This window comes from Mesorhizobium sp. M0496, from assembly GCF_040321205.1.
Lineage (GTDB): Bacteria > Pseudomonadota > Alphaproteobacteria > Rhizobiales > Rhizobiaceae > Mesorhizobium.
The window spans coordinates 42,385-61,962 of record NZ_JAMYRC010000014.1 but is presented as its reverse complement, the minus strand read 5'-3'; the positions used below and the strand labels follow the sequence as shown (position 1 = coordinate 61,962).

22 protein-coding genes are annotated in these 19,578 nt (G+C 63.3%); 4 read left to right on the top strand and 18 right to left on the bottom strand.

The genetic code is table 11. From position 1 onward, the window contains the following. Positions 1-193: 193 nt before the first annotated feature. Together NKI73_RS14845 and NKI73_RS14840 are read right to left on the bottom strand one after the other, a co-directional pair. Positions 194-877 (bottom strand): outer-membrane lipoprotein carrier protein LolA, encoded by a 684-nt coding sequence (locus NKI73_RS14845; RefSeq protein WP_352630981.1) that lies wholly within the window; start codon positions 875-877, stop codon positions 194-196. Between the two features lie 151 nt (positions 878-1,028). Next, complete coding sequence (locus NKI73_RS14840; protein ID WP_352630837.1) at positions 1,029-3,683, bottom strand: DNA translocase FtsK; 2,655 nt, start codon at positions 3,681-3,683, stop codon at positions 1,029-1,031. A 212-nt stretch (positions 3,684-3,895) separates the two neighbouring features. On the opposite strand from NKI73_RS14840, the gene NKI73_RS14835 reads away from it, so the two are divergent. Then, the gene (locus NKI73_RS14835; protein ID WP_352630835.1) at positions 3,896-4,267 is read left to right on the top strand and encodes a hypothetical protein; all 372 of its coding nucleotides are present in this window, start codon (positions 3,896-3,898) and stop codon (positions 4,265-4,267) included. A 93-nt stretch (positions 4,268-4,360) separates the two neighbouring features. On the opposite strand, the gene NKI73_RS14830 is transcribed toward NKI73_RS14835, so the two are convergent. The 4 genes from NKI73_RS14830 to tesB all read right to left on the bottom strand — a co-directional run bounded on the left by NKI73_RS14830 (position 4,361) and on the right by tesB (position 7,784). Next, the gene (locus NKI73_RS14830) at positions 4,361-4,636 is read right to left on the bottom strand and encodes a hypothetical protein (RefSeq protein WP_352630832.1); all 276 of its coding nucleotides are present in this window, start codon (positions 4,634-4,636) and stop codon (positions 4,361-4,363) included. A 254-nt stretch (positions 4,637-4,890) separates the two neighbouring features. Further along, positions 4,891-6,321: an ammonium transporter gene (locus tag NKI73_RS14825; RefSeq protein ID WP_352630830.1), complete on the bottom strand. Its 1,431-nt coding sequence runs from the start codon at positions 6,319-6,321 to the stop codon at positions 4,891-4,893. A gap of 31 nt (positions 6,322-6,352) precedes the next feature. Further along, entirely contained in the window at positions 6,353-6,691 is a 339-nt protein-coding gene (locus tag NKI73_RS14820) for a P-II family nitrogen regulator (protein ID WP_013528889.1), read from the bottom strand. Positions 6,692-6,908: 217 nt separating this feature from the next. Continuing rightward, positions 6,909-7,784 carry an acyl-CoA thioesterase II gene (tesB, locus tag NKI73_RS14815; protein WP_352630828.1) on the bottom strand — a complete coding sequence of 292 codons (876 nt, stop codon included), beginning with the start codon at positions 7,782-7,784 and terminating at the stop codon, positions 6,909-6,911. Positions 7,785-7,883: 99 nt separating this feature from the next. On the opposite strand from tesB, the gene NKI73_RS14810 reads away from it, so the two are divergent. Next, positions 7,884-9,161, top strand: a complete 1,278-nt coding sequence (locus tag NKI73_RS14810) for a ubiquinone biosynthesis hydroxylase (protein WP_352630826.1) — start codon at positions 7,884-7,886, stop codon at positions 9,159-9,161. A gap of 10 nt (positions 9,162-9,171) precedes the next feature. Here NKI73_RS14810 and NKI73_RS14805 read toward each other — a convergent pair whose 3' ends face one another. The 3 genes from NKI73_RS14805 to NKI73_RS14795 form a co-directional block, all read right to left on the bottom strand. Further along, positions 9,172-9,699: a hypothetical protein gene (locus NKI73_RS14805; protein WP_352630824.1), complete on the bottom strand. Its 528-nt coding sequence runs from the start codon at positions 9,697-9,699 to the stop codon at positions 9,172-9,174. 148 nt (positions 9,700-9,847) lie between these two features. Next, entirely contained in the window at positions 9,848-10,204 is a 357-nt protein-coding gene (locus tag NKI73_RS14800) for a YciI family protein (RefSeq protein ID WP_023760948.1), read from the bottom strand. Continuing rightward, positions 10,201-10,428 (bottom strand): hypothetical protein, encoded by a 228-nt coding sequence (locus tag NKI73_RS14795; protein WP_352630822.1) that lies wholly within the window; start codon positions 10,426-10,428, stop codon positions 10,201-10,203. Before NKI73_RS14795 ends, NKI73_RS14800 begins: the two co-directional genes overlap by 4 nt. Positions 10,429-10,655: 227 nt before the next feature. Between NKI73_RS14795 and NKI73_RS14790 the strand changes: the two genes are divergently transcribed. After that, entirely contained in the window at positions 10,656-11,081 is a 426-nt protein-coding gene (locus NKI73_RS14790; protein ID WP_023760950.1) for an OsmC family protein, read from the top strand. Between the two features lie 55 nt (positions 11,082-11,136). On the opposite strand, the gene NKI73_RS14785 is transcribed toward NKI73_RS14790, so the two are convergent. The 7 genes from NKI73_RS14785 to NKI73_RS14755 all read right to left on the bottom strand — a co-directional run bounded on the left by NKI73_RS14785 (position 11,137) and on the right by NKI73_RS14755 (position 16,336). Beyond that, the gene (locus tag NKI73_RS14785; RefSeq protein ID WP_352630820.1) at positions 11,137-11,766 is read right to left on the bottom strand and encodes a YceH family protein; all 630 of its coding nucleotides are present in this window, start codon (positions 11,764-11,766) and stop codon (positions 11,137-11,139) included. A 33-nt stretch (positions 11,767-11,799) separates the two neighbouring features. Continuing rightward, positions 11,800-12,579, bottom strand: a complete 780-nt coding sequence (locus NKI73_RS14780) for a succinate dehydrogenase iron-sulfur subunit (protein WP_352630818.1) — start codon at positions 12,577-12,579, stop codon at positions 11,800-11,802. Next, positions 12,579-13,016, bottom strand: coding sequence for a DUF3052 family protein (locus NKI73_RS14775; RefSeq protein ID WP_352630817.1), 438 nt, complete (start codon positions 13,014-13,016; stop codon positions 12,579-12,581). Before NKI73_RS14775 ends, NKI73_RS14780 begins: the two co-directional genes overlap by 1 nt. 2 nt (positions 13,017-13,018) lie before the next feature. Further along, complete coding sequence (sdhA, locus tag NKI73_RS14770) at positions 13,019-14,854, bottom strand: succinate dehydrogenase flavoprotein subunit (protein ID WP_352630815.1); 1,836 nt, start codon at positions 14,852-14,854, stop codon at positions 13,019-13,021. Between the two features lies 1 nt (position 14,855). Next, a complete protein-coding gene (gene sdhD / locus NKI73_RS14765) occupies positions 14,856-15,251 on the bottom strand; it encodes a succinate dehydrogenase, hydrophobic membrane anchor protein (RefSeq protein ID WP_352630813.1) in 396 nt (131 codons plus the stop codon). Between the two features lie 2 nt (positions 15,252-15,253). After that, positions 15,254-15,658 (bottom strand): succinate dehydrogenase, cytochrome b556 subunit, encoded by a 405-nt coding sequence (gene sdhC / locus NKI73_RS14760; RefSeq protein ID WP_352630811.1) that lies wholly within the window; start codon positions 15,656-15,658, stop codon positions 15,254-15,256. A 255-nt stretch (positions 15,659-15,913) separates the two neighbouring features. Beyond that, positions 15,914-16,336, bottom strand: a complete 423-nt coding sequence (locus tag NKI73_RS14755) for a hypothetical protein (RefSeq protein ID WP_352630810.1) — start codon at positions 16,334-16,336, stop codon at positions 15,914-15,916. A gap of 263 nt (positions 16,337-16,599) precedes the next feature. On the opposite strand from NKI73_RS14755, the gene NKI73_RS14750 reads away from it, so the two are divergent. Further along, positions 16,600-16,962: a hypothetical protein gene (locus NKI73_RS14750; protein ID WP_352630808.1), complete on the top strand. Its 363-nt coding sequence runs from the start codon at positions 16,600-16,602 to the stop codon at positions 16,960-16,962. On the opposite strand, the gene NKI73_RS14745 is transcribed toward NKI73_RS14750, so the two are convergent. Both NKI73_RS14745 and NKI73_RS14740 read right to left on the bottom strand, forming a co-directional pair. Then, positions 16,946-18,154 (bottom strand): GGDEF domain-containing protein, encoded by a 1,209-nt coding sequence (locus NKI73_RS14745; RefSeq protein WP_352630807.1) that lies wholly within the window; start codon positions 18,152-18,154, stop codon positions 16,946-16,948. The genes NKI73_RS14750 and NKI73_RS14745 overlap by 17 nt on opposite strands. A gap of 77 nt (positions 18,155-18,231) precedes the next feature. Further along, a complete protein-coding gene (locus NKI73_RS14740) occupies positions 18,232-19,428 on the bottom strand; it encodes a GGDEF domain-containing protein (protein WP_352630806.1) in 1,197 nt (398 codons plus the stop codon). Positions 19,429-19,578: the final 150 nt, after the last annotated feature.

Genomic DNA, 19,578 nt, shown 5'->3' with positions numbered 1-19,578 from the left:
GGGAAACTGCCAGCCACTAGCCGCAAAGACAAGTCGGGCAACGCCCAACAAGGCGCCGCCCGGTGCTTTCCACAGCTATTGGAGCGATTGGTCCTAAAAGCGTGTCGCGTCCGAACGGATTCAGGCGACCCGCTTTAGCTCATTGTTTTTATGCATGTCGTTCGCCCAAAAGGTCACTTTTGGGCGACATGCATTAGCGCGACTTGTTGGTGTTGAGTTCGCGGTTCGCCGTGTAGTCGATGGCAAAAGTGTCCGGCGCGAAGCTGACGCCTTCCTTGGTGTTGAAGATCATCACCGTTGTATCCTTGCCCTGCGCGTCGGTGATCGTCCACTGTCGCAAATCGAAGGTTTTCGGATCGAACATCATCGTGATCTTCGAATTGCCGAACACCGATTTGTCGGCGAGCTGTATGGTGGTGAGGTCATCCTCCTGCTTGACGCTTTTGACACGATCGCCGGAGAGGTCGATCCTGTTGTCGAGCAGCAGCTTCAAAGGCGTCTTCGACAGCGGATAGAGATCGGACGTGTTGAGCCTCTTGTTCAGGATGACCACCGACTTGCCGTCTGAAATCACCCGGAAGTTTGAAGAGCCGTCATAGTTGAAGCGGATCTTGCCCGGCCGTTCGAGGAAGAACTTGCCGCCGGTCTGCTCGCCCTTGGGGCCGAACTGAACGAATTCGCCGCTCATCGATTTGACCGAGGAAAAATGGTCGGCGATCTTCTGTGCCGCGGCCGGCACGGCCGCCTGCGCCGAAGCCAGCACCTGGAAGCCGGGCACCGCGTTGAAGGCTGCCGCCCCTGCAAACGCCAGGCCGAGGCCCAGCAACTGACGCCGGGAAGGAGCAAATTTGCTGAGCGCTGAAGGATCATTTTTCATGTCGGTCACTCTCATCTGATTCCTGAGTTGTTGCGGTGCTTGGACCCCCAGTTAGGCTGAAGTTTGGCGGATCAGGCGTCCCTCAGTCGCTTCAACGCCTTGAAAGGTCAAGGTTGCGGGACCGGGATGTCACAAGGGTCAGGCTTTCGCGTCAGAACTTGTCCTCTTCGGTCGGCACCAGGATCTCGCGCTTGCCGGCATGGTTGGCCGGGCCGACGATACCTTCCTTCTCCATCTTCTCGATGATCGACGCGGCGCGGTTGTAGCCGATGCCCAGCCGGCGCTGGATATAGCTGGTAGACGCCTTGCCGTCGCGCAGCACCACGGAAACCGCCTGATCGTAGGGATCGTCGGAATCCTCGAAATTGCTGTTGCCGCCACCGCCGCCGGAACCGCCCTTGCCGGACGGCTCGTCGTCGTCCTCGCCATCGTCCTCGGTGATGGCATCGAGATATTCCGGCACGCCCTGCAGCTTCAGATGCGCGACGATCTTCTCGACCTCTTCATCGGCGACGAACGGGCCGTGCACGCGCTGGATACGGCCGCCGCCGGCCATGTAGAGCATGTCGCCCATGCCGAGCAGCTGCTCGGCGCCCTGCTCGCCCAGAATGGTGCGGCTGTCGATCTTCGACGTCACCTGGAAGGAGATACGGGTCGGGAAATTGGCCTTGATAGTACCGGTGATGACGTCGACCGACGGGCGCTGCGTGGCCATGATGACATGGATTCCGGCGGCGCGCGCCATCTGCGCCAGGCGCTGCACGGCACCCTCGATGTCCTTGCCGGCGACCATCATCAGGTCGGCCATCTCGTCGATGATGACCACGATATAGGGCATCGGCTCGAGATCGAGGTTCTCGGTCTCGTAGATCGCCTCGCCGGTCTGGCGGTCGAAGCCGGTCTGCACGGTGCGTGAGATCTTTTCGCCCTTCTTGTCGGCCTGGCTGACGCGGGCGTTGAAACCATCGATGTTGCGCACGCCGACCTTGGACATCTTGCGGTATCGGTCCTCCATCTCGCGCACGGTCCATTTCAGCGCCACCACCGCCTTCTTCGGATCGGTGACAACGGGCGTGAGCAGATGCGGGATGCCGTCATAGACCGAGAGTTCCAGCATCTTCGGATCGATCATGATCAGCCGGCAATCCTGCGGCGTCAGCCGGTAGAGCAGGGACAGGATCATGGTGTTGATGGCGACCGACTTGCCCGAGCCGGTGGTACCGGCGACCAGCACGTGCGGCATCTTGGCGATGTCGACGATGACCGCCTCGCCATTGATGGTTTTGCCCAGCGCCAGCGCCAGCTTGGCCTTCGTCGTCTCGAAGTCGCGGCTGGCCAGAATCTCTCTGAGATAGACGGTCTCGCGCTTGGCGTTCGGCAGTTCGATACCGATGGCGTTGCGGCCTGGCACCACGGCGACGCGGCAGGCGATGGCGCTCATCGAGCGGGCGATGTCGTCGGACAGGCCGATGACGCGCGACGATTTGATGCCGGGCGCCGGCTCGAGTTCATAGAGCGTGACGACCGGGCCGGGACGGACGGCGATGATCTCGCCCTTGACGCCGAAATCCTCCAGCACGCCTTCGAGCAGGCGGGCATTCTGCTCCAGCGCATCCTTGGACAGGCTGGCGTCGCGCACCACGTTCTTCGGCTCGGAGAGGAAGTGCAGCGACGGCATTTCGAATTTTTCCGAGCCGATCAGCGATGTCTGCGCCTCGCGCTGGACACGGGCGCCGGGAGCAGGACGCGGCGCCGGCGCCTCGACGCGGGTGGCGGCATCGGAGCGGAACGGTTGGACCTTGGCGGTGTTGCGCCTGACGGGCTCCTGTTCCGGCTCGAAATCCATGTCGTCATCGGCTTCGAAGATATCGGCATCGTCGGGATCGAGCGAGGCGCCGCGGTCATTGACCATGGCGGCGAAGAATTCGGGTTCGACGCGGGCGCGGCCATCCTGGCTCATCCGCTGCTCGGCGAACTCAGCCGATTCGACCCGTTCCGCGGCGCGCCGCCAGGCGGTGGAGCGCTGTTCCATCTCCGGCTCGTACTCGTCGCGCTCCTGCCTGCGGCGCACGGCGCGGCGGTGCATCCACGCGCGGAACGAGAGCCACCAATGAGTAATTGCCCCGAGCGCCAGAATGCCCTCGTCGCCTTCGTCCTCATCATTGTCGAACAGAAGGTCGTCCTCACGCGGATCGGCGGCGGGCTCGTCCTCGATGACGGCAAAGCCGTTCTTGCGCCCGATCAGCGCCGAGCCATGGGCGAAGAGCCACAGCGCGGGCGCGGCCAGCAGGATGGCGATGATGCTGGCGATCAGCCCGGTCGGATAGCCGCCGATGACGACGCTGGGGATCTTCAGCACCATGTCGCCGAACACGCCGCCGAGGCCGGTGGGCAGCGGCCAGGTCTTGGGCGGCACCACGCAGCCGACCATTGCCGCGGCCAGAAGGGCGAAGCCAAACCAGGACAGCCCGCGCTTGGGCAGCCTGTCGACGCCGCGCGCGGAAAACAGCAGGAAGCCCCAGATCACCGTCGGAACCAGGGCCGCGACGGCGGCGAGGCCGAAGAACTGCATGGCGAGGTCGGAGAACACGGCACCCGCATAGCCCATGGCGTTGGTGACGGTGTTGTTCGTCGCGTGGGAAAAGCTCGGATCGGCGACGTTCCAGGTGGCAAGGCTGGCGACGCCGAAGGCCGCCAGCACGAATAGCCCGGCGCCGACCAGCCGCCCGACCTGACGCCGCGCGAACGCCTGGATGCCGTGCCCCGTATCGGCCAGCGCGAGCGGTGCTGAAGCCCCTGAACGCATGCTCTTCCCCGTCTGTCATGGACTCGCCGGGGTGCATGGCGCACTCCGGCAGATTCGGGTCTCAGACTATCGGCGGGAAGGTTAAGGGCGCATTAACTATAAGAGGTTGAGATGATCAAACCTCGTTACCGCCGGTTGAGCCGCTTGCTACCGAGGAGAGCGACCCGAGAACGCGCCGTGACGTCGCCGCAAGGGCCAATTTGGATAGAAGCATGCAATCCGTCTTCCTTCGCGTGGCGGCTCTGGCCTGGGCAGGGCTCAGTCTCCTGCTCGCCCTGCACTGGTTTGTCGATCTCGGCATGGTGGGCTTCCCGGATGGCTATGTCACGCCCTTTGCCAGAGCGACCGGGCCGCTCCTGCATATCCTCGTCACAGCCTGTCTGGCACAAACCCTGTATTTTCTGTGCAGAGGCCTTTTCGGCAAGAGATTTGGAGTGACTGGTCTCGGCCTGCAGATCTTGATCGCCGCGGTCCTGACGATGGCGCCCGTGCTGATTGTCAGGAATTGCCCCCATTCCGCGACGTGCAGCAGCGCCTATGAGGCGCTGACAGGCACCATGATGGACGACGGCGCCGGCGGATAGGCCTGCCGCCCTAACGAAACAATGGCGGGCCTGCGTACTCGCCATTGTTTGTTTGACAACAAAAGATCGGGCCTCGGCCCGATCGCGGCAAAATCAGTTGGCGCCGCCGAGCGCCTGCACATTGGCGCAGAATTCCGCATGCGGCTTGCTCATCGCCGCATCGTTGCATTCCTTCTTCATCGCTTCCTGCTTTTCCATCGGCATGGCCATGAAGGCGGCCTTGAAATCGGCCTTGGGCTTCATGGTTTTCATGCCGGTATCGGTGAAGAACGGCGCCATGTTGTCGGGCTCGTCGAGAGCACCCGCAAATGCCGCGCCGCTGACCATGACAAGAGCGAGCGCTCCGAGGCCGATAATCTTGAGGTTCATGAGTGGTTTCCTTCCCTGTTGTTCGGCACGAGCGTCAGAGCGACGATCGTCCCCACAGTTCGGAACCGATGCGGTCGATGTTTCCTCAAAAATCTTGATCACACGAACGTGATTGCGCCAAGCCCATCCTTGCCGGAACAGTTTGCCAAAAAAAGAGGCCCGGAGGTGATCCGGGCCTCAATGCGTGAACTCCTTTCGAGAGCGTCACGACGGGATGGGAGAATACGGGCGGCCGAGGCCGCCCCGGACAGACCTTACGAGTGATAGGCCGCTTCGCCATGCGAGGTGAGGTCGAGGCCTTCGCGCTCCGCGTCGGCCGTCGGACGCAAACCGACGATCATATCGACGATCTTGTAGAGGATGGCGCTGCCGATGCCAGACCACAGGAGGGTCACCAGGACGCCCTTGGCCTGCGCCAGGAGCTGGGTGGCCGTGCCGGCATAGCTGGCCGCGAAGTCGGCCGTCGAATAATCGACGATGCCGGCGCCGCCTAGGGCGGGATTGACCAGGATGCCTGTGCCGAGCGCGCCGATGATGCCGCCGATGCAGTGGACACCGAAGACATCGAGGCTATCGTCATAGTCGAACGTGTTCTTCACCACCGAGACGAAGAAGTAGCAGACGAAGGTGGCGACTATACCAAGCACGATGGCGCCCATCGGGCCGGCAAAACCGGCAGCCGGCGTAATGGCGACGAGGCCGGTCACCGCGCCCGAAACAGCGCCGAGCATGGAGGCTTTGCCGCGCAGCAGCGATTCAAGCACGATCCAGGTCACTGCCGCCGCTGCCGTGGCGACGAAGGTGTTGATCATCGCCAGCACCGCATAGGCGTTCGCTTCGAGGTTCGAACCGGCGTTGAAGCCGAACCAGCCGACCCACAGCAATGAAGCGCCGACCATGGTCAGCGTCATCGAGTGCGGCGCCATGACGTCCTTCTTGTAGCCAATGCGCTTGCCGATCATCAGCGCGCCGACGAGGCCGGCAATGCCCGCATTGATGTGAACGACCGTGCCGCCGGCGAAGTCGATGGCGCCGAAGCTGAAGATGAGGCCGGTCGGGTCGGAATAAGCGCTCGGGCCGCCCCAGAACCAGACCATGTGGGCGATCGGGAAGTAGATGAAGGTGACCCACAGGATAACGAAAAGGATCAAAGCGGAGAATTTGACGCGTTCGGCGAAGGCGCCGACGATCAGAGCGGGCGTGATGCAGGCGAAGGTCATCTGGAAGACAACGAACACCAGTTCAGGAATGGCGACGCCCTTGGTGAAGGTTTCCGACAGCGTCGTCACATCGACGCCAGCGAGAAACATCTTGGAAAGGCCGCCGACGAAAGCGTTGCCGGGGGTGAAGGCGAGGCTGTAGCCGTAGAAAACCCAGATGATCATGACTACGCTGGTGATGGTGAAGACCTGCATCAGCACCGACAGCATGTTCTTGGTGCGAACCAGGCCGCCATAGAAAAGGGCAAGGCCGGGAACGGTCATCAACAGCACCAGCACGGTGGAAATCATCATCCAGGTGGTGTCGCCCTTGTCGACGGTGAAAGCCGGCGCTGCTGGCGCTGCCGCAGCGACGGCGGGGGCCGCTTCCTGCGCGAATGCGGCAACCGTGCCCAATGCTCCGAGCGCGAACGAGCCAAGCAGCGCGGAGCGCGCCACTGACTTCAAGGTGGAAGGTATGTTCATTGAACTCTCCATTGGAATACGTTTTCGCCGCTCAGAGCGCGTCGGTGTCTGTTTCGCCGGTGCGAATGCGCACGGCCTGGTCAATGCCGAAAACGAAGATCTTGCCGTCCCCGATCTGGCCGGTCTTGGCCGCGGCCGTGATGGCCTCGACGGCCTTGTCGACCATGTCGGCACTGACCGCGACTTCGATCTTGATCTTCGGCAGGAAGCTGACCGCGTATTCCGCCCCGCGATAGATTTCCGTATGCCCTTTCTGACGCCCGTAGCCTTTGACTTCGGTGACGGTCAGGCCCTGGATGCCGACGGCGGTAAGCGCTTCGCGTACCTCGTCGAGCTTGAACGGCTTGATGATTGCCATCACGATTTTCATAAGGTTTCACCCTTTGCTGTTGCGGTCCCCCGCGTTTGCACACCTTCACCGATCCCAAAGAGCCGGAGAGTGCCCACGGGGATTCAAGCTCCGTGCCAAGTGCCGAAGCAGAGTGTTAACCCATTGTAAACAAAGAGTTTGTGGAGTGCCCCGATGCAACATGCTCACAGCTGCGGCGCTGCAGCTGCTTAAAAGATAGGCAATTTTCGCAAAATGCCTACTCTGTAGGCGACCGCTTGAGGCGGATCAGCCCTTCCTGTGCAACCGATGCGATCAGCGTGCCGTCGCGGGCAAACAGCGACCCGCGTGTAAAGCCGCGCGACCCCTGCGTCGACGGGCTGTCCTGCGTGTAGAGCATCCAGTCGTCGAGTGCATGGCTGCGGTGGAACCACATGGCATGGTCGAGGCTCGCCGCCTGGATGTCGCGGTCGAAAATGGCGCGGCCATGGGCGAAGGTCGAGGTGTCGAGCAGCGTCATGTCCGAGAGATAGGCGAGCACCGCCGACTGGATGGCGCGATCCGCCCGCACCGGACCGGTGGTGCGGATCCAGATATTCTGCTTCGGCTCCAGCTTTTCGCGGCTGGTGTAATGCTTCAGCATTACCGGCTTCATCTCGATCGGCCGGTCGCGCTCCCAGTAACGTTTGATGCCTTCGGGCACCGCCTCGCTGAACTTGCCCAGCAACTCGCGCTGCGACAGCAAAGTGTCCGGCCCCGGAACATCCTGCGGCATCGGCACCTGATGCTCGAGACCGACCTCGTCCTGCTGGAACGAGGCTTCCAGCGAAAAGATCGCTTGGCCGTGCTGGATCGCCACCACGCGCCGCGTGGTGAAGGAGCCGCCGTCGCGGATCCGGTCGACCTCGTAGACGATCGGCACCTTGGTATCGCCGGGCCGCATGAAGTAGCCGTGCAGCGAATGCACGTGGCGATCGGGGTCGACGGTCCGCTGCGCGGCGACCAGCGCCTGCGCGATGGTCTGGCCGCCGAAGACGCGCTGCCAGTCGAGCATGGGGCTGCGACCACGATACAGATTGTGTTCCAGCTTCTCGAGGTCGAGAATGCCGAGAAGCTCGTCCATGGCTGCCGTCATATTTCGCGCCCTCGCCGCAGAAGTGTTATGGCGGTTTCCGACAGGATGGACAGGCAGTCAAGGGTTGAAGACCCGGCCGGCGTGCAAGGAGCGAAGACGATGGAACGCAAGGCGGACGCGAAAATCAGGGCAAGCGCGAAAACAAAGTCTGGACTCGATGTTCTGGTCGCCGGCGCCGGCTATGTCGGCCTGGCCAGCGCCGTATCGCTGAAGCAAGCGCGCCCCGGTCTCGCCATCGCTCTCGTCGATGCGGCGCCCGCTGGCGTCTGGCAAAGGGATGGCCGCGCTTCGGCCATTGCCGCCGCCGCCTGCCGCATGCTCGCCCAGCTCGGCGTATGGGCCGAGATCGCGCCGCAGGCCCAGGCGATCACCGAGATGATCATCACCGATTCGCGCACCTCCGATCCGGTGCGCCCGGTGTTCCTGACCTTCGACGGCGAAGTGGCGCCGGGCGAGCCGTTTGCGCATATGGTCGCCAACAAAGCGTTGAACGGCGCCTTGCGGGCTCGCGCGGAGAAACTCGGCATCGACATCATCGAAGGTGTCGCGGTGCAGGGTTTCGAGACCAACGGCAGCGGCATCACCGTGCATCTCGCCGACGGTGCGACGCTGAAGACCCGGTTGCTGGTCGCCGCCGACGGCGTCAACTCCAAGCTGCGCGACATGGCCGGCATCAAGACGGTGAAGTGGGAATATGGCCAGTCCGGCATCGTCTGCACCGTGGCGCATGAACGCCCGCACAATGGCCGCGCCGAAGAACATTTCCTTCCCGCCGGCCCTTTCGCCACACTGCCGCTCAAGCCGGACGAAGACGGCACCAACCGCTCGTCGATCGTCTGGGTCGAGCGCACGCAAGATGCCGAGAAGCTGGTGGCCGGCGACGACCTCGTCTTCGAGCACGAGCTCGAACAGCGTTTTAGCCTGAGGCTCGGCGAAATCCGCGTTGCCGACAAGCCGCGCGCCTGGCCGCTCGGCCTCACCATCGCGCGTGCCTTCGTCGCGCCGCGCATCGCGCTCGCCGGCGACGCCGCGCACGGCATCCACCCGATCGCCGGCCAGGGTCTCAATCTCGGCTTCAAGGATGTCGCCGCACTTGCCGAGGTGATCGTCGAGGCCGACCGGCTCGGCCAAGACATCGGCGCGCTCGACGTGCTCGAACGTTACCAGCAGTGGCGCCGCTTCGACACGGTGCAGATGGGCATCACGACGGACGTGCTGAACCGGCTGTTTTCCAACGACATCGGCCCGCTGCGCACCGTCCGCGACATTGGCCTCGGCCTGGTCGAACGCATGCCGCGCCTGAAGGAGTTTTTTATCCGCCAGGCATCGGGCCTGTCCGCCGGCACGCCAAGACTGTTGAAGGGCGAGGCGATCTGAACGCTGTCGCTCAATTGACTTCGAAGCCGAGCTTCTGCCGCAGCCGCAGTATGCGCTGATCGGATATCTCGAGGCGTTTCTCGCCGCCTTGGGCGGCGCGGTTGACCATCTGCAGCAGGTCGTTGCGCTCGGCGACATCGAGGCGTTCGCGCAGGAACGGCGCCAGCTTGTCGATAACGATCGTGGTGTCGTCGATCTGTGCCGCGGCCCATTTGGCATAGACCACCGCTTCGTCCGTTTTCTTCTTGTCGGCAATCTCGGAAATCACCGCGCGAATGACAGCCTCGCGCTGCGGCAGGATCGGCCCATTCTCGGAGACGATGGCGGTAATGAGCGTCGCGGCGGCCACCACCGGATCATCGATCGCCGTCAGCGGCGACAAAGCCGCCTGCTTGCGCAGCTTCTTGCGGCGCACCGAACCCTGGACCCGGCCGATGACATCGGCAACGTCGCGCGCGGCCTCGTTCATGGCCTTCATCCGGTACCACCAGAACGCCGCCGCGCCCAACACGCCAAGGACAGCAATCACGAACGGCATGCCGACATCCCCCAAAAATCCCATCAACGATAGGAGAACTCTTGCGTTGCTTCAACACGCAAGAGTTACGCCCGGCGAAGAACCTCGGCCCCTCCATCAGGCGCTTCCCACGAAGCCGCCGCTCCAGACGACGGGCGACGAAGGAACTCTATGACCCCGGCACATCGTAGATCGCGCGCACCTCGATAGTGCCGATTTCAGCCAGCGGAATCTCGGCCGCGATCTCCAGCGCCTGGTCAAGATTGTCAGCCTCGATCATGACGAAGCCGAGCAATTGCTCCTTGGTTTCGGCGAACGGGCCGTCGGTGATCAGGCTCTTGCCCTTGCGCCTGCGAAGGGTCTTCGACGTTTTCACCGATTGCAGCGCTTGGGCGATGATCAGTATCCCACGCTGATCCAACGAACGGTCATGAGCCATCGAATCGGCATCGAGCTTGGCCAGACGCTCCGGCGTCATGGCATGGAGGTCCTTTTCCTCACCATAGACCAGACAGACATATTTCATTTCCATCTCCCTTGTAGCGTCGAACCATAGGATGCGGCGACGAAGGTGTCAGCGTTGCGCTTGACCGCCGCCGCATGGTCGAGAAGACATGCCGCGATGCCGATGATGGCAACCGCCGCCAGAAGCCGGCCAAAGCCGGACGCCGGCGGATGCAGCCAGAAGTCTTCTCGTCGCCCGGCCTTGCGGCCTGCGCCTTTCCACGGTGCGAAAAACAGATTGTCCATGTGAACCTCCATCCGGCCACAAATCCGTTGGCCGCCCGCAGGACGGGCGAGGCAGACCGAAGTCGACATTTTTGCACGCGTTTTTTTCAAAAAGAATTTGGCTCTGCCCGCAATGGTTCAAAGAGCCCAGTGGCCTTCGCGTCGGCGCGCGCTATAGTTGACCGGACGCCGGGGCCCCCCAGCAACCAGCCGCGGCAACCCCAGTCACGACAACCAAGGAGGAATTCATGGACCGCACCGCAAACGCCGTCTGGAAAGGCGATCTGAAGGGGGGCACGGGCACGCTCGACACCCAGAGCGGAACCCTGAAGGGCACGCCCTATTCGTTCAAGGCACGCTTCGAGGACGAAAGCGGCAAATCCGGCACCAACCCGGAAGAGCTGATCGCGGCGGCGCACGCCGGCTGCTTTGCCATGCAGTTCTCGCATTTCCTGGCCGAGAACGGCACGCCCGCCACCGAACTCGACGCCAAGGCGGTGGTGACGCTGGTTCCCGGCACGGGGATCACCGGCAGCGCCCTCACGGTGGTCGGCAAGGTGCCGGGCATCGATGCCGCGAAATTTGGCGAACTGGCCGAAAAGGCCAAGGCCGGATGTCCGGTCTCGAAAGCGCTCGGCGCCATAAACGTATCGCTCGACGCCAGGCTCGGCTGAGAACGCTGCATCTGGCGTGAAGACCCGGCGAACGCTCAGGTGTGCGCCGGGGGGCCTACGCGCCCAGCACGTCTAGCCGGGCGCGAAGTGCGGCGACTTCCTGCTCCAGCGCCTCCAACCGCGCCTCCAGATCGGAAGCAGGCAGGGCCGATGCACTCCGCTGCGCCGAAAGGGCTGCAACGTCCACCGGGCCGCTGAGGAGATGCACGTAGCGGTCCTCGCGTTGGCCTGGTCCGCGCGGGATTTCCTGGATGAGTGGCGGTCGGCGGCCGATCAGCATATCGAGTTCGGCGCGCAGATCTTCGATCGATGAGAACCGCGCCATACGCTCGCTCCGCGCCAGCAGTTCATGTGCCGTCTGCGGCCCGCGCAGCAACAGCAGGCCGATCAAAGCGGTCTGCGGCGTGGTCAGCGAGAAGCGCTGCGCCATCTGGTGCTCGTAGCGCTCGACGCGCGAACCGAACATCTGCCGCACCAGTCCCTTTTGTTCGAGCAGCTTCAGGCCCCGGTGCACCTCGGCCTGTTCCAGCGCCATCACCGGTTCCCGCGCCGTCTTCTGGTTGGCGGCGGCCAGTGCTGCATTGAGCGTCAGCGGATAGACATCCGGCGTCAGCTCCTTCTTCTCGATCAGGCAGCCGAGGATGCGCGCCTCGACGGGGGAAAGAATTGGAAGATCATCGCTCATTGGATTTGCTCGCGCCGGCAACCAACCTGCCGCCTAGACCCTTCTCTCAACCATCATCTTCTTGATCTCGGCGATCGCCTTGGCCGGGTTGAGCCCCTTGGGGCAGGTCTGCGCGCAGTTCATGATGGTGTGGCAGCGATAGAGCCGGAACGGGTCTTCGAGATTGTCGAGCCGCTCGCCCGTGGCCTCGTCACGGCTATCGATCAGCCAGCGATAGGCCTGCAAAAGCGTTGCCGGGCCGAGATAGCGGTCGCCATTCCACCAATAGCTTGGGCATGACGTCGAGCAGCAGGCGCACAGGATGCACTCGTAGAGCCCGTCAAGTTTCTCGCGGTCCTCATGGCTTTGCAGCCACTCTTTGGCCGGCTCCGGCGACACCGTCTTCAGCCACGGCTGGATCGAGGCGTGCTGGGCGTAGAAATTGGTGAGGTCGGGCACCAAATCCTTGACCACTTGCATATGCGGCAGCGGGTAGACCTTGACGGCGCCGGAAATGTCGTCGCAGCCCTTGGTGCAGGCCAGCGTGTTGGAGCCGTCGATGTTCATGGCGCAGGAGCCGCAAATGCCTTCGCGGCAGGAGCGGCGCAAGGTCAGCGTCGGGTCGATCTTGTTCTTGATCCAGAGCAGCGCGTCGAGCACCATCGGCCCGCAATCGTCCATGTCGACGAAATAGGTGTCGATACGCGGGTTCTCGTCATCGTCCGGCGACCAGCGGTAGATGCGATATTCGCGCAGATTGGTGGCGCCTTCCGGCTTCGGCCAGGTTTTTCCCGCCTTGATCTGAGAGTTCTTGGGGAGTGTCAGTTCGACCATTACCTCAGGTCCTTTCGGATGACGAGCTTCAGCCCGGACCAGATTTCATTGACGGCGGCCACCTTGACGTCGACGAGGTCGCGCTTCAGCGCCTCGGCGCGGACGACGCCCTCGGTGACGTCGGTGGCCACCTTCGAAGCTTTCTTCGGCCAGGAGACCCAGACCATGCCGTCGCGCTTGATCGCCGCCTCGACATCGCCGAGGCGATCCTCGATCTCGGCGCGTTGCCGGGTGAAGGCATGGACCGCATCGTATTTCAGGATCGTTCCCGAAATATCAGACCAATCGGCCAGCCGGTCGACTTGAGCGAAGTCAACGGCCTCAGTGAGATCGCTGAGGTCATCGGGGAGCGCAATGAAGGCGGCCATCATGCCGTCCTTCAGGCCGAGCTTGGCCGGAAGGGGCGTGCCGGAATATCCCGAAGCCGCCGGCGCCATCGTCAATACACCCTGGCCTTGGGCGCGATCTTGGCCGGGTTGATACCGCCCTCGGCTTCCTTGAGCTGCAGTTCGGTGTGCACCGGCCGATAGCTGAGCGTCACCTTGCCGGCCGCGTTGAGCCGGGCCAGCGTATGCTTGCGCCAGGTCTTGTCGTCGCGCGCCGAAAAGTCCTCGCGTGCGTGCGCGCCACGGCTTTCCTTGCGCGCCGCGGCGCCATGGACCGTGGTGATGGCGTTGGCCATCAGGTTTTCCAGCTCCAGCGTTTCGACAAGGTCGGAGTTCCAGATCATCGAGCGGTCGACCACTTTTATGTCGTTGAGCTCGCCCCAGATCTGCGAAATGCGCTTGCAGCCATTGTCCAGCGATTCCTGCGTGCGGAACACCGCCGCGTCGTCCTGCATCGCCTTCTGCATCTTTTCGCGCAACACCGCCGTCGGCGTCGAGCCATTGGCGTGGCGCAGCCGGTCGAAGCGATCCATGATCTTTTCGACCGAGGCTTCATTGGGCGAAGGGATTGCCGACTTGCGGTCGATCACCTGGCCGGCCCGGATCGCCGCCGCGCGGCCGAACACCACAAGATCGATCAGCGAGTTCGAGCCCAACCGGTTGGCACCATGCACCGAGGCGCAGCCGGCCTCGCCGACAGCCATCAGTCCGGGCGACACCTGGTCCGGGTTTTTGGCGGTAGGATTGAGCACTTCGCCCCAATAGTTGGTCGGCACGCCGCCCATATTGTAGTGCACCGTCGGCAGCACGGGGATCGGCTCCTTGGTCAGATCGACGCCGGCGAAGATTTTTGCCGATTCCGAAATGCCAGGCAGCCGCTCATGCAGCACGGCCGGATCAAGATGGTCGAGATGGAGAAAAATATGGTCCTTCTTCGGGCCGACGCCGCGGCCTTCGCGGATTTCCAGTGTCATGCATCGCGAGACGACGTCGCGTGAGGCAAGATCCTTGGCCGACGGCGCATAGCGCTCCATGAAGCGCTCGCCCTCGGAATTGACGAGATAGCCGCCCTCGCCGCGCGCGCCCTCGGTGATCAGGCAGCCGGCGCCGTAGATGCCGGTCGGATGGAACTGCACGAACTCCATATCCTGCAACGGCAGGCCGGCGCGTGCGGCCATGCCGCCGCCGTCGCCGGTGCAGGTATGCGCCGAAGTGGCCGAGAAATAGGCGCGGCCATAGCCGCCCGTCGCCAGCACCACCATCTTGGCCGAAAAGCGGTGGATGGTGCCGTCATCGAGGTTCCAGGCGACGACACCGGTGCAGGTGCCGTCCGGCTCCATGATCAGGTCGAGCGCGAAATACTCGATGAAGAACTGCGCGTTGTGCTTCAGCGATTGGCCGTAAAGCGTGTGCAACATGGCATGGCCGGTGCGGTCGGCGGCGGCGCAGGTGCGCTGCACCGGCGGGCCTTCGCCGAAATTCATCATCATACCGCCGAACGGCCGCTGATAGATCTTGCCCTCTTCGGTGCGCGAGAACGGCACGCCGTAATGTTCGAGCTCGTAGACAGCGGCGGGCGCCTGCTGGACCATGTATTCCTGTGCGTCGATGTCGCCCAGCCAGTCCGACCCCTTGACGGTGTCGAAGAGATGCCATTGCCAATTGTCGGGGCCCATATTGGCAAGCGAAGCGGCAATGCCGCCTTGCGCCGCCACCGTGTGCGAGCGGGTCGGGAAGACCTTGGTGATGCAGGCGGTGCGCAGGCCCTGTTCGGCCATGCCGAGCGTGGCGCGCAGGCCGGCACCGCCGGCGCCGACGACGACAACGTCGAACTTGTGGTCGACATAAGTGTAGCCAGCGCTGTTGGCTTGTTTTGCGTCCTTGGCCAACTCAGCCTCCGAATGTCAGCTTGAGCAGGGCGAAGATCGAGGCGACGCCGACCGCTATGGTGAAAAATGTGCTGAGCGCGATCAGCGCCAGCTTCATGCCCTCGCCATGCACGTAATCCTCGATGATCACCTGCATGCCGAGGCGCATATGGGTGAGCCCGGAGATAAGCACCAGGGCCATCACCAGCGCCACGAAAGGATTGGCAAGGGCTGCCCGCACATGCTCATAGTCGGCGCCGTTGAGTGCGATCAGGAAACCAACGAAGAACAGCATCAGCGGGATGTTGGCGATTGCGGTCAGGCGCTGGCGCCAAAAATGTTCGGTGCCCTCGCGAGCGGAACCGAGGCCGCGAACCTTCGCCATCGGCGTGCGCATATCCGTGTTGTTGCCACTCATGATCAGGCTCCCCGCGCCATGTAGCCGGCGATCCAGATCAGCAGCGTGAGCAGGATCGAGCCAGCCAGCGTCGCCCAGGCGATTTTCGAGGCCGTGTGCTTCTCGAGGCCGGCGCCGGTGTCCCAGACCAGATGGCGCACGCCACCCAGCATGTGATGCATCAGCGCCCAGGTGTAGCCGAATAGGATAAGCCGGCCGAGCCAGGTGCCGAACGCCCAGTTGACCCAGTCGAAGGTCGCCTGCGAGCTTGCCGCCGCCATCAGCCACAGCGCGACCAGCAGCGTGCCGAAATACAGCGCCCCACCGGTGATGCGATGGATGATCGACATCGTCATGGTGATCGGCGGCCGGTACACCGTAAGGTGCGGCGAAAGAGGTCTGGCGCGGGTGGCTGGTGATTTGCTCATGGCTCCCCCAGTTCGGCGTCTCCTGTCTCATGTGGAAATGCGGCATTGCCGCTTCCGGTTGCGACTTCGGACAGCCGGTTTCTAATGCTCTTTTTGCACCGCGTCAAAGCCGGAAAACTGTTTCGAAAACGTAATTTAGTCTGACTAAAAGGCAGGCTGCGGCTTCAATCGATTAGGCGCCCATGACCCGAAGCCGGTTCGATATCCTGCAGTGCAGCATGTCTGGCCTAGGGCCCAGCTATGTTGAGATTAGCGTTAGCGTTTGCAGGTCTGCGGCGTCGACCCCTTCTTCATCACCAGCGCCTCGCGTCCGTCGATCACGATTGCGTCATGCGTGGCCGCCTGGTAGCGGCTGCTCTGGTTGGCAGGCGACGCCGCAAACTCCTCGGTCGCGCCGTCGGACCCGACCACACGCAACGACGTGCCGAGATTTTGGATGGCAATCATGCCGTTATTGCCGCATCTGTAGGTGGCCGTGCCTATGCCGGAGCGCGGCGCAGTAAGGTCGGTGGTGATCTTGGTTGCAGCGCCCGGGGGCGCCCCGGCAGCGATGGACTGCTGAGCTGGCGCAGGCGGGACGGTATTGGCCGCCTTCGGCGCGCCATCCTGCGGCACACAGGCAGCAACGATAACAAGCAACGGGAAAACGGACACCCGAAACGTCCGGCGTAGCGCCATATGCTGTCCTCCCGCGCGGCACATCAGCCACGATGCTTTGCCAAGATCAAGGTCATCCCGACGCAGAGACGAACGCCGGCCGCGATGGTGCGGCCAAGCATGGCCGAATGATGGCCACCGGGTTTTCCATCCAGTCGGATATTAACGGATATTAACCATGTTCACCGAGACATCGCAGCGAGGCTGCGTCTGCCTCTTAACAAAGGTTAAGAAAGCGTTAATTTCTGAGTCGAGGAGGCCTTCCTCAAGACACGGAGGACGCCATGCGTTCGAATTCGGGCAGATCGCGCCTTGCGGCGCTCATAGTGGCGGCCTCGGTCGCCGGTCTGGCAGCGCCAGCGCTTGCCGGAGCACGTCATCAGGATCGCGTCTACGCCGATTCTTTCGGCAATCTCGTCATCGACAGCGCCGCCGGCTACAAGCGCATCCTCGTCGGCGAAGGCAGGCTGGCCAAGCAACTGTCCGACTACACCAGCGCCGGCCAGCCCAAGGTGATCTACGAGAACGAGGCCGACGAGATATCAGGCTACAGCGATTGCTACCGGCCGCCGGTGTTCGTGAAGGGCCGCTCCTATATGTACGGCCTCTCCGACGGCGAGATGCCCGAGCTCAGCCCCTGCCGCTAGCTTCCATTGCGGCTGACGACCAGGTGCCGGCCGGCCCGGCCGAGACGCGTACGCAATCGCGCCCGGCATTCTTCGCCTGATAGAGCGCCTGGTCGGCGCGCCGCATCAGATCGGCAAAGTCTTCGCTCGGATGAAGTTCGGCGACGCCGAAGCTCGCGGTGCAGCGGTTGTCCGTCGGCAATCCGTCGATGGGCAGCGCACCGAAAGCGCTGCGCGTGCCCTCGGCGAACAGCCGGGCGGCGGCAAGATTGGTCCCCGGCAGCATGATGGCGAATTCCTCGCCACCGATGCGGCCGGCGACATGGTGGCCAGCGGCGGCCCCGCGCAGGAAGCCCGCGAACGTCTCGATCACCCGATCGCCGGATGCATGGCCGAAACTGTCGTTGACGCTCTTGAAGTGATCGAGGTCGGCGATGACCAGGGCGACCGGCGCGCCTTGCCGCGCCGCGCCCAGCACCGCCAACTCTGCCTGACGAGTGAAGCCGCCGCGGTTGAGCAGGCGCGAAAGCGTGTCCGTCTCCGACTTCGATGTCACCTCGGCGAGCACGTCGCGAACCAGGATGGCCAGTATCAACAGCGCCAGCGCCAGGCCGAAGACGGTGCCGAGCGATTGCGACACCAGCGCATAGCTGCTTTGCAGATAGGCCTGCGGGTTGGCGCCCCAGCCGCCAAGCGCATGCGCGATGAAGGGCTTCGAGGCGAACTGAAGGCCGCTGGCCGCCAGCACTGCCATCAGGATGCGGTCGAGACGGGCGTGCCTTTGCCTCGACGACCAGACGATGGTCAGCCCGACGAACTGCATGACCGCATAAGGAAGCTGGTAGGCCATCGTGCGGATCAGCGACTGGCGCGGCAAATCCTGCACGAAATACACAGCTGTGGTCGTGGCGCCCAGGAAGAACAGGATCGGCGTCCAGGGTGGCGCCACGCCGTATTTGTGCGCCAGCCCGCCATTGAAGGCGATGGTGGCGCCCATGAACACCGCGAAAGCGGCAACGACCACTGGGCGCGCATTGTCGAAGGCGGGGATGCTGAATTCGATGGCGAAATAGGCCATGCCCAACAGGTAGCCGAACGCCAGCCAGCGCGCTGGCGCGCGGCCGACATCGTGAACCGCGACCGCCATGAAGGATGCCGCCAGCAGGCCGGCAACCGACAAATTGATCAACAGGATGAAGTTGGCGCCGCTCATGTTCTTCCCGCACCCGCGCCGACAGCTAAGCATCGACGGGCGAAGAAGACGTTAACGCCAACTCGGCCGGACAGGATTCAGCCGGTCTTGAGCGGTTCCGGCACGAACGCCGTTTCCGGCCGCTCATAGGACATGCGCACGCTGTCGCGGCCGTTTTTCTTGGCCTTGTAGAGCGCGTCGTCGGCACGGCGCATCAGCGGCTCCAGCGCCTCGTCGCCGCTGCGTGCCGCCACGCCGAAGCTGGCTGTCACCTTCGTGCCAGGGGGAAGCCCATCGACGTGGCCAGCCGAATAGAGCGTGCGCACCGCCTCGGCGAACAGCCGCGCGGCGCCGAGGTCGCTGAGCGGCAGCAGCACGGCGAATTCCTCGCCGCCGATACGCCCGGCCACGCCGCGCGCGCCCGCCGCCGACCGAAGCTTGGCGGCGAAGTCGGCGATCACGCGATCGCCCGCCGCATGCCCGTGCACATCGTTGAGCGCCTTGAAATGATCGAGGTCGGCCAGCACCAGCGCGACCGGGAAGCGGGCCGTGGCGCATTGCCGCAGAAGCAGCATGCCTCGCTCCTCGAAACCACGCCGGTTCAGCAGGCCCGACAGCGGGTCGGTATAGGTCTCGGTCTTCAGCGCTTTCATCACGTCGAGTGCCGCGGCGGAGAACAGGCACAATGCGATGAGCAGCGACAGCAGCGCGTGCGACAGCAGCGCCGTCGTCCAGTATGACGAGCCATAGAACCCGTCATAGCTGGTGAAGGGCCCGTGCGCGACGACGACGATAAGGGTGCGCACGAAGAAGTTGACGCTCGACAGCAGCGACAGCACGAACAGGATTTTCTCGGTCGGGCCGTTGTTGCGCACCGGGCGCAGTTCGGCTGCGACCAGAAGGCTGATCCCGCCGAAAGCGAAATTCATCGCCAGGATGCGCCAGGTGAGATCCGGCGCGACGAACAGGAACCAGCTCAATGAGGCCAGGCCGCCGCCCGCCAGCAGGCCGATCCCCACATAGGGCACCTTGCGGCCATAGCGGTGGACGATGGCGCTGGACAGACAGCAGCCGGCGATGGTGAAGCAGATGTTCGACGCCAGCTTGGTTAGCGGCATGCCGATGGGCAAGGTGAAATACTGCAGCAGGAAGCCGACTGCCGAGAGACTGTAGCTGATCGCCAGCACGGCCAGATAGGGACGATGGCGTTGATAGGACCATAGCACGAGGAACGCGGCGCCGAGCGCCAACGCTATCGTCGGGTTGAGCAGTGCTATGAGCAGACCCGTGTCCAAACGACTGTGATTTCCCCGCTTACGTCGGGGAAGACCTTAGAGAGCAAGCGCAAACAAGCGGTTAAGCGACGACGAATATGTGGGCGAACTGGGTGAAAAAGACCCCGGAACCGCAAAGCGGTCCGGGGTCTGGTTTGCATTCGAAGCTGG

Coding starts and splice junctions, on each gene's coding strand:
- NKI73_RS14845 (WP_352630981.1), bottom strand. CDS start 877: ATGAAAAATGATCCTTCAGCGCTCAGCAAATTTGCTCCTTCCCGGCGT.
- NKI73_RS14840 (WP_352630837.1), bottom strand. CDS start 3,683: ATGCGTTCAGGGGCTTCAGCACCGCTCGCGCTGGCCGATACGGGGCAC.
- NKI73_RS14835 (WP_352630835.1), top strand. CDS start 3,896: ATGCAATCCGTCTTCCTTCGCGTGGCGGCTCTGGCCTGGGCAGGGCTC.
- NKI73_RS14830 (WP_352630832.1), bottom strand. CDS start 4,636: ATGAACCTCAAGATTATCGGCCTCGGAGCGCTCGCTCTTGTCATGGTC.
- NKI73_RS14825 (WP_352630830.1), bottom strand. CDS start 6,321: ATGAACATACCTTCCACCTTGAAGTCAGTGGCGCGCTCCGCGCTGCTT.
- NKI73_RS14820 (WP_013528889.1), bottom strand. CDS start 6,691: ATGAAAATCGTGATGGCAATCATCAAGCCGTTCAAGCTCGACGAGGTA.
- tesB (WP_352630828.1), bottom strand. CDS start 7,784: ATGACGGCAGCCATGGACGAGCTTCTCGGCATTCTCGACCTCGAGAAG.
- NKI73_RS14810 (WP_352630826.1), top strand. CDS start 7,884: ATGGAACGCAAGGCGGACGCGAAAATCAGGGCAAGCGCGAAAACAAAG.
- NKI73_RS14805 (WP_352630824.1), bottom strand. CDS start 9,699: ATGCCGTTCGTGATTGCTGTCCTTGGCGTGTTGGGCGCGGCGGCGTTC.
- NKI73_RS14800 (WP_023760948.1), bottom strand. CDS start 10,204: ATGAAATATGTCTGTCTGGTCTATGGTGAGGAAAAGGACCTCCATGCC.
- NKI73_RS14795 (WP_352630822.1), bottom strand. CDS start 10,428: ATGGACAATCTGTTTTTCGCACCGTGGAAAGGCGCAGGCCGCAAGGCC.
- NKI73_RS14790 (WP_023760950.1), top strand. CDS start 10,656: ATGGACCGCACCGCAAACGCCGTCTGGAAAGGCGATCTGAAGGGGGGC.
- NKI73_RS14785 (WP_352630820.1), bottom strand. CDS start 11,766: ATGAGCGATGATCTTCCAATTCTTTCCCCCGTCGAGGCGCGCATCCTC.
- NKI73_RS14780 (WP_352630818.1), bottom strand. CDS start 12,579: ATGGTCGAACTGACACTCCCCAAGAACTCTCAGATCAAGGCGGGAAAA.
- NKI73_RS14775 (WP_352630817.1), bottom strand. CDS start 13,016: ATGGCGCCGGCGGCTTCGGGATATTCCGGCACGCCCCTTCCGGCCAAG.
- sdhD (WP_352630813.1), bottom strand. CDS start 15,251: ATGAGTGGCAACAACACGGATATGCGCACGCCGATGGCGAAGGTTCGC.
- sdhC (WP_352630811.1), bottom strand. CDS start 15,658: ATGAGCAAATCACCAGCCACCCGCGCCAGACCTCTTTCGCCGCACCTT.
- NKI73_RS14755 (WP_352630810.1), bottom strand. CDS start 16,336: ATGGCGCTACGCCGGACGTTTCGGGTGTCCGTTTTCCCGTTGCTTGTT.
- NKI73_RS14750 (WP_352630808.1), top strand. CDS start 16,600: ATGCGTTCGAATTCGGGCAGATCGCGCCTTGCGGCGCTCATAGTGGCG.
- NKI73_RS14745 (WP_352630807.1), bottom strand. CDS start 18,154: ATGAGCGGCGCCAACTTCATCCTGTTGATCAATTTGTCGGTTGCCGGC.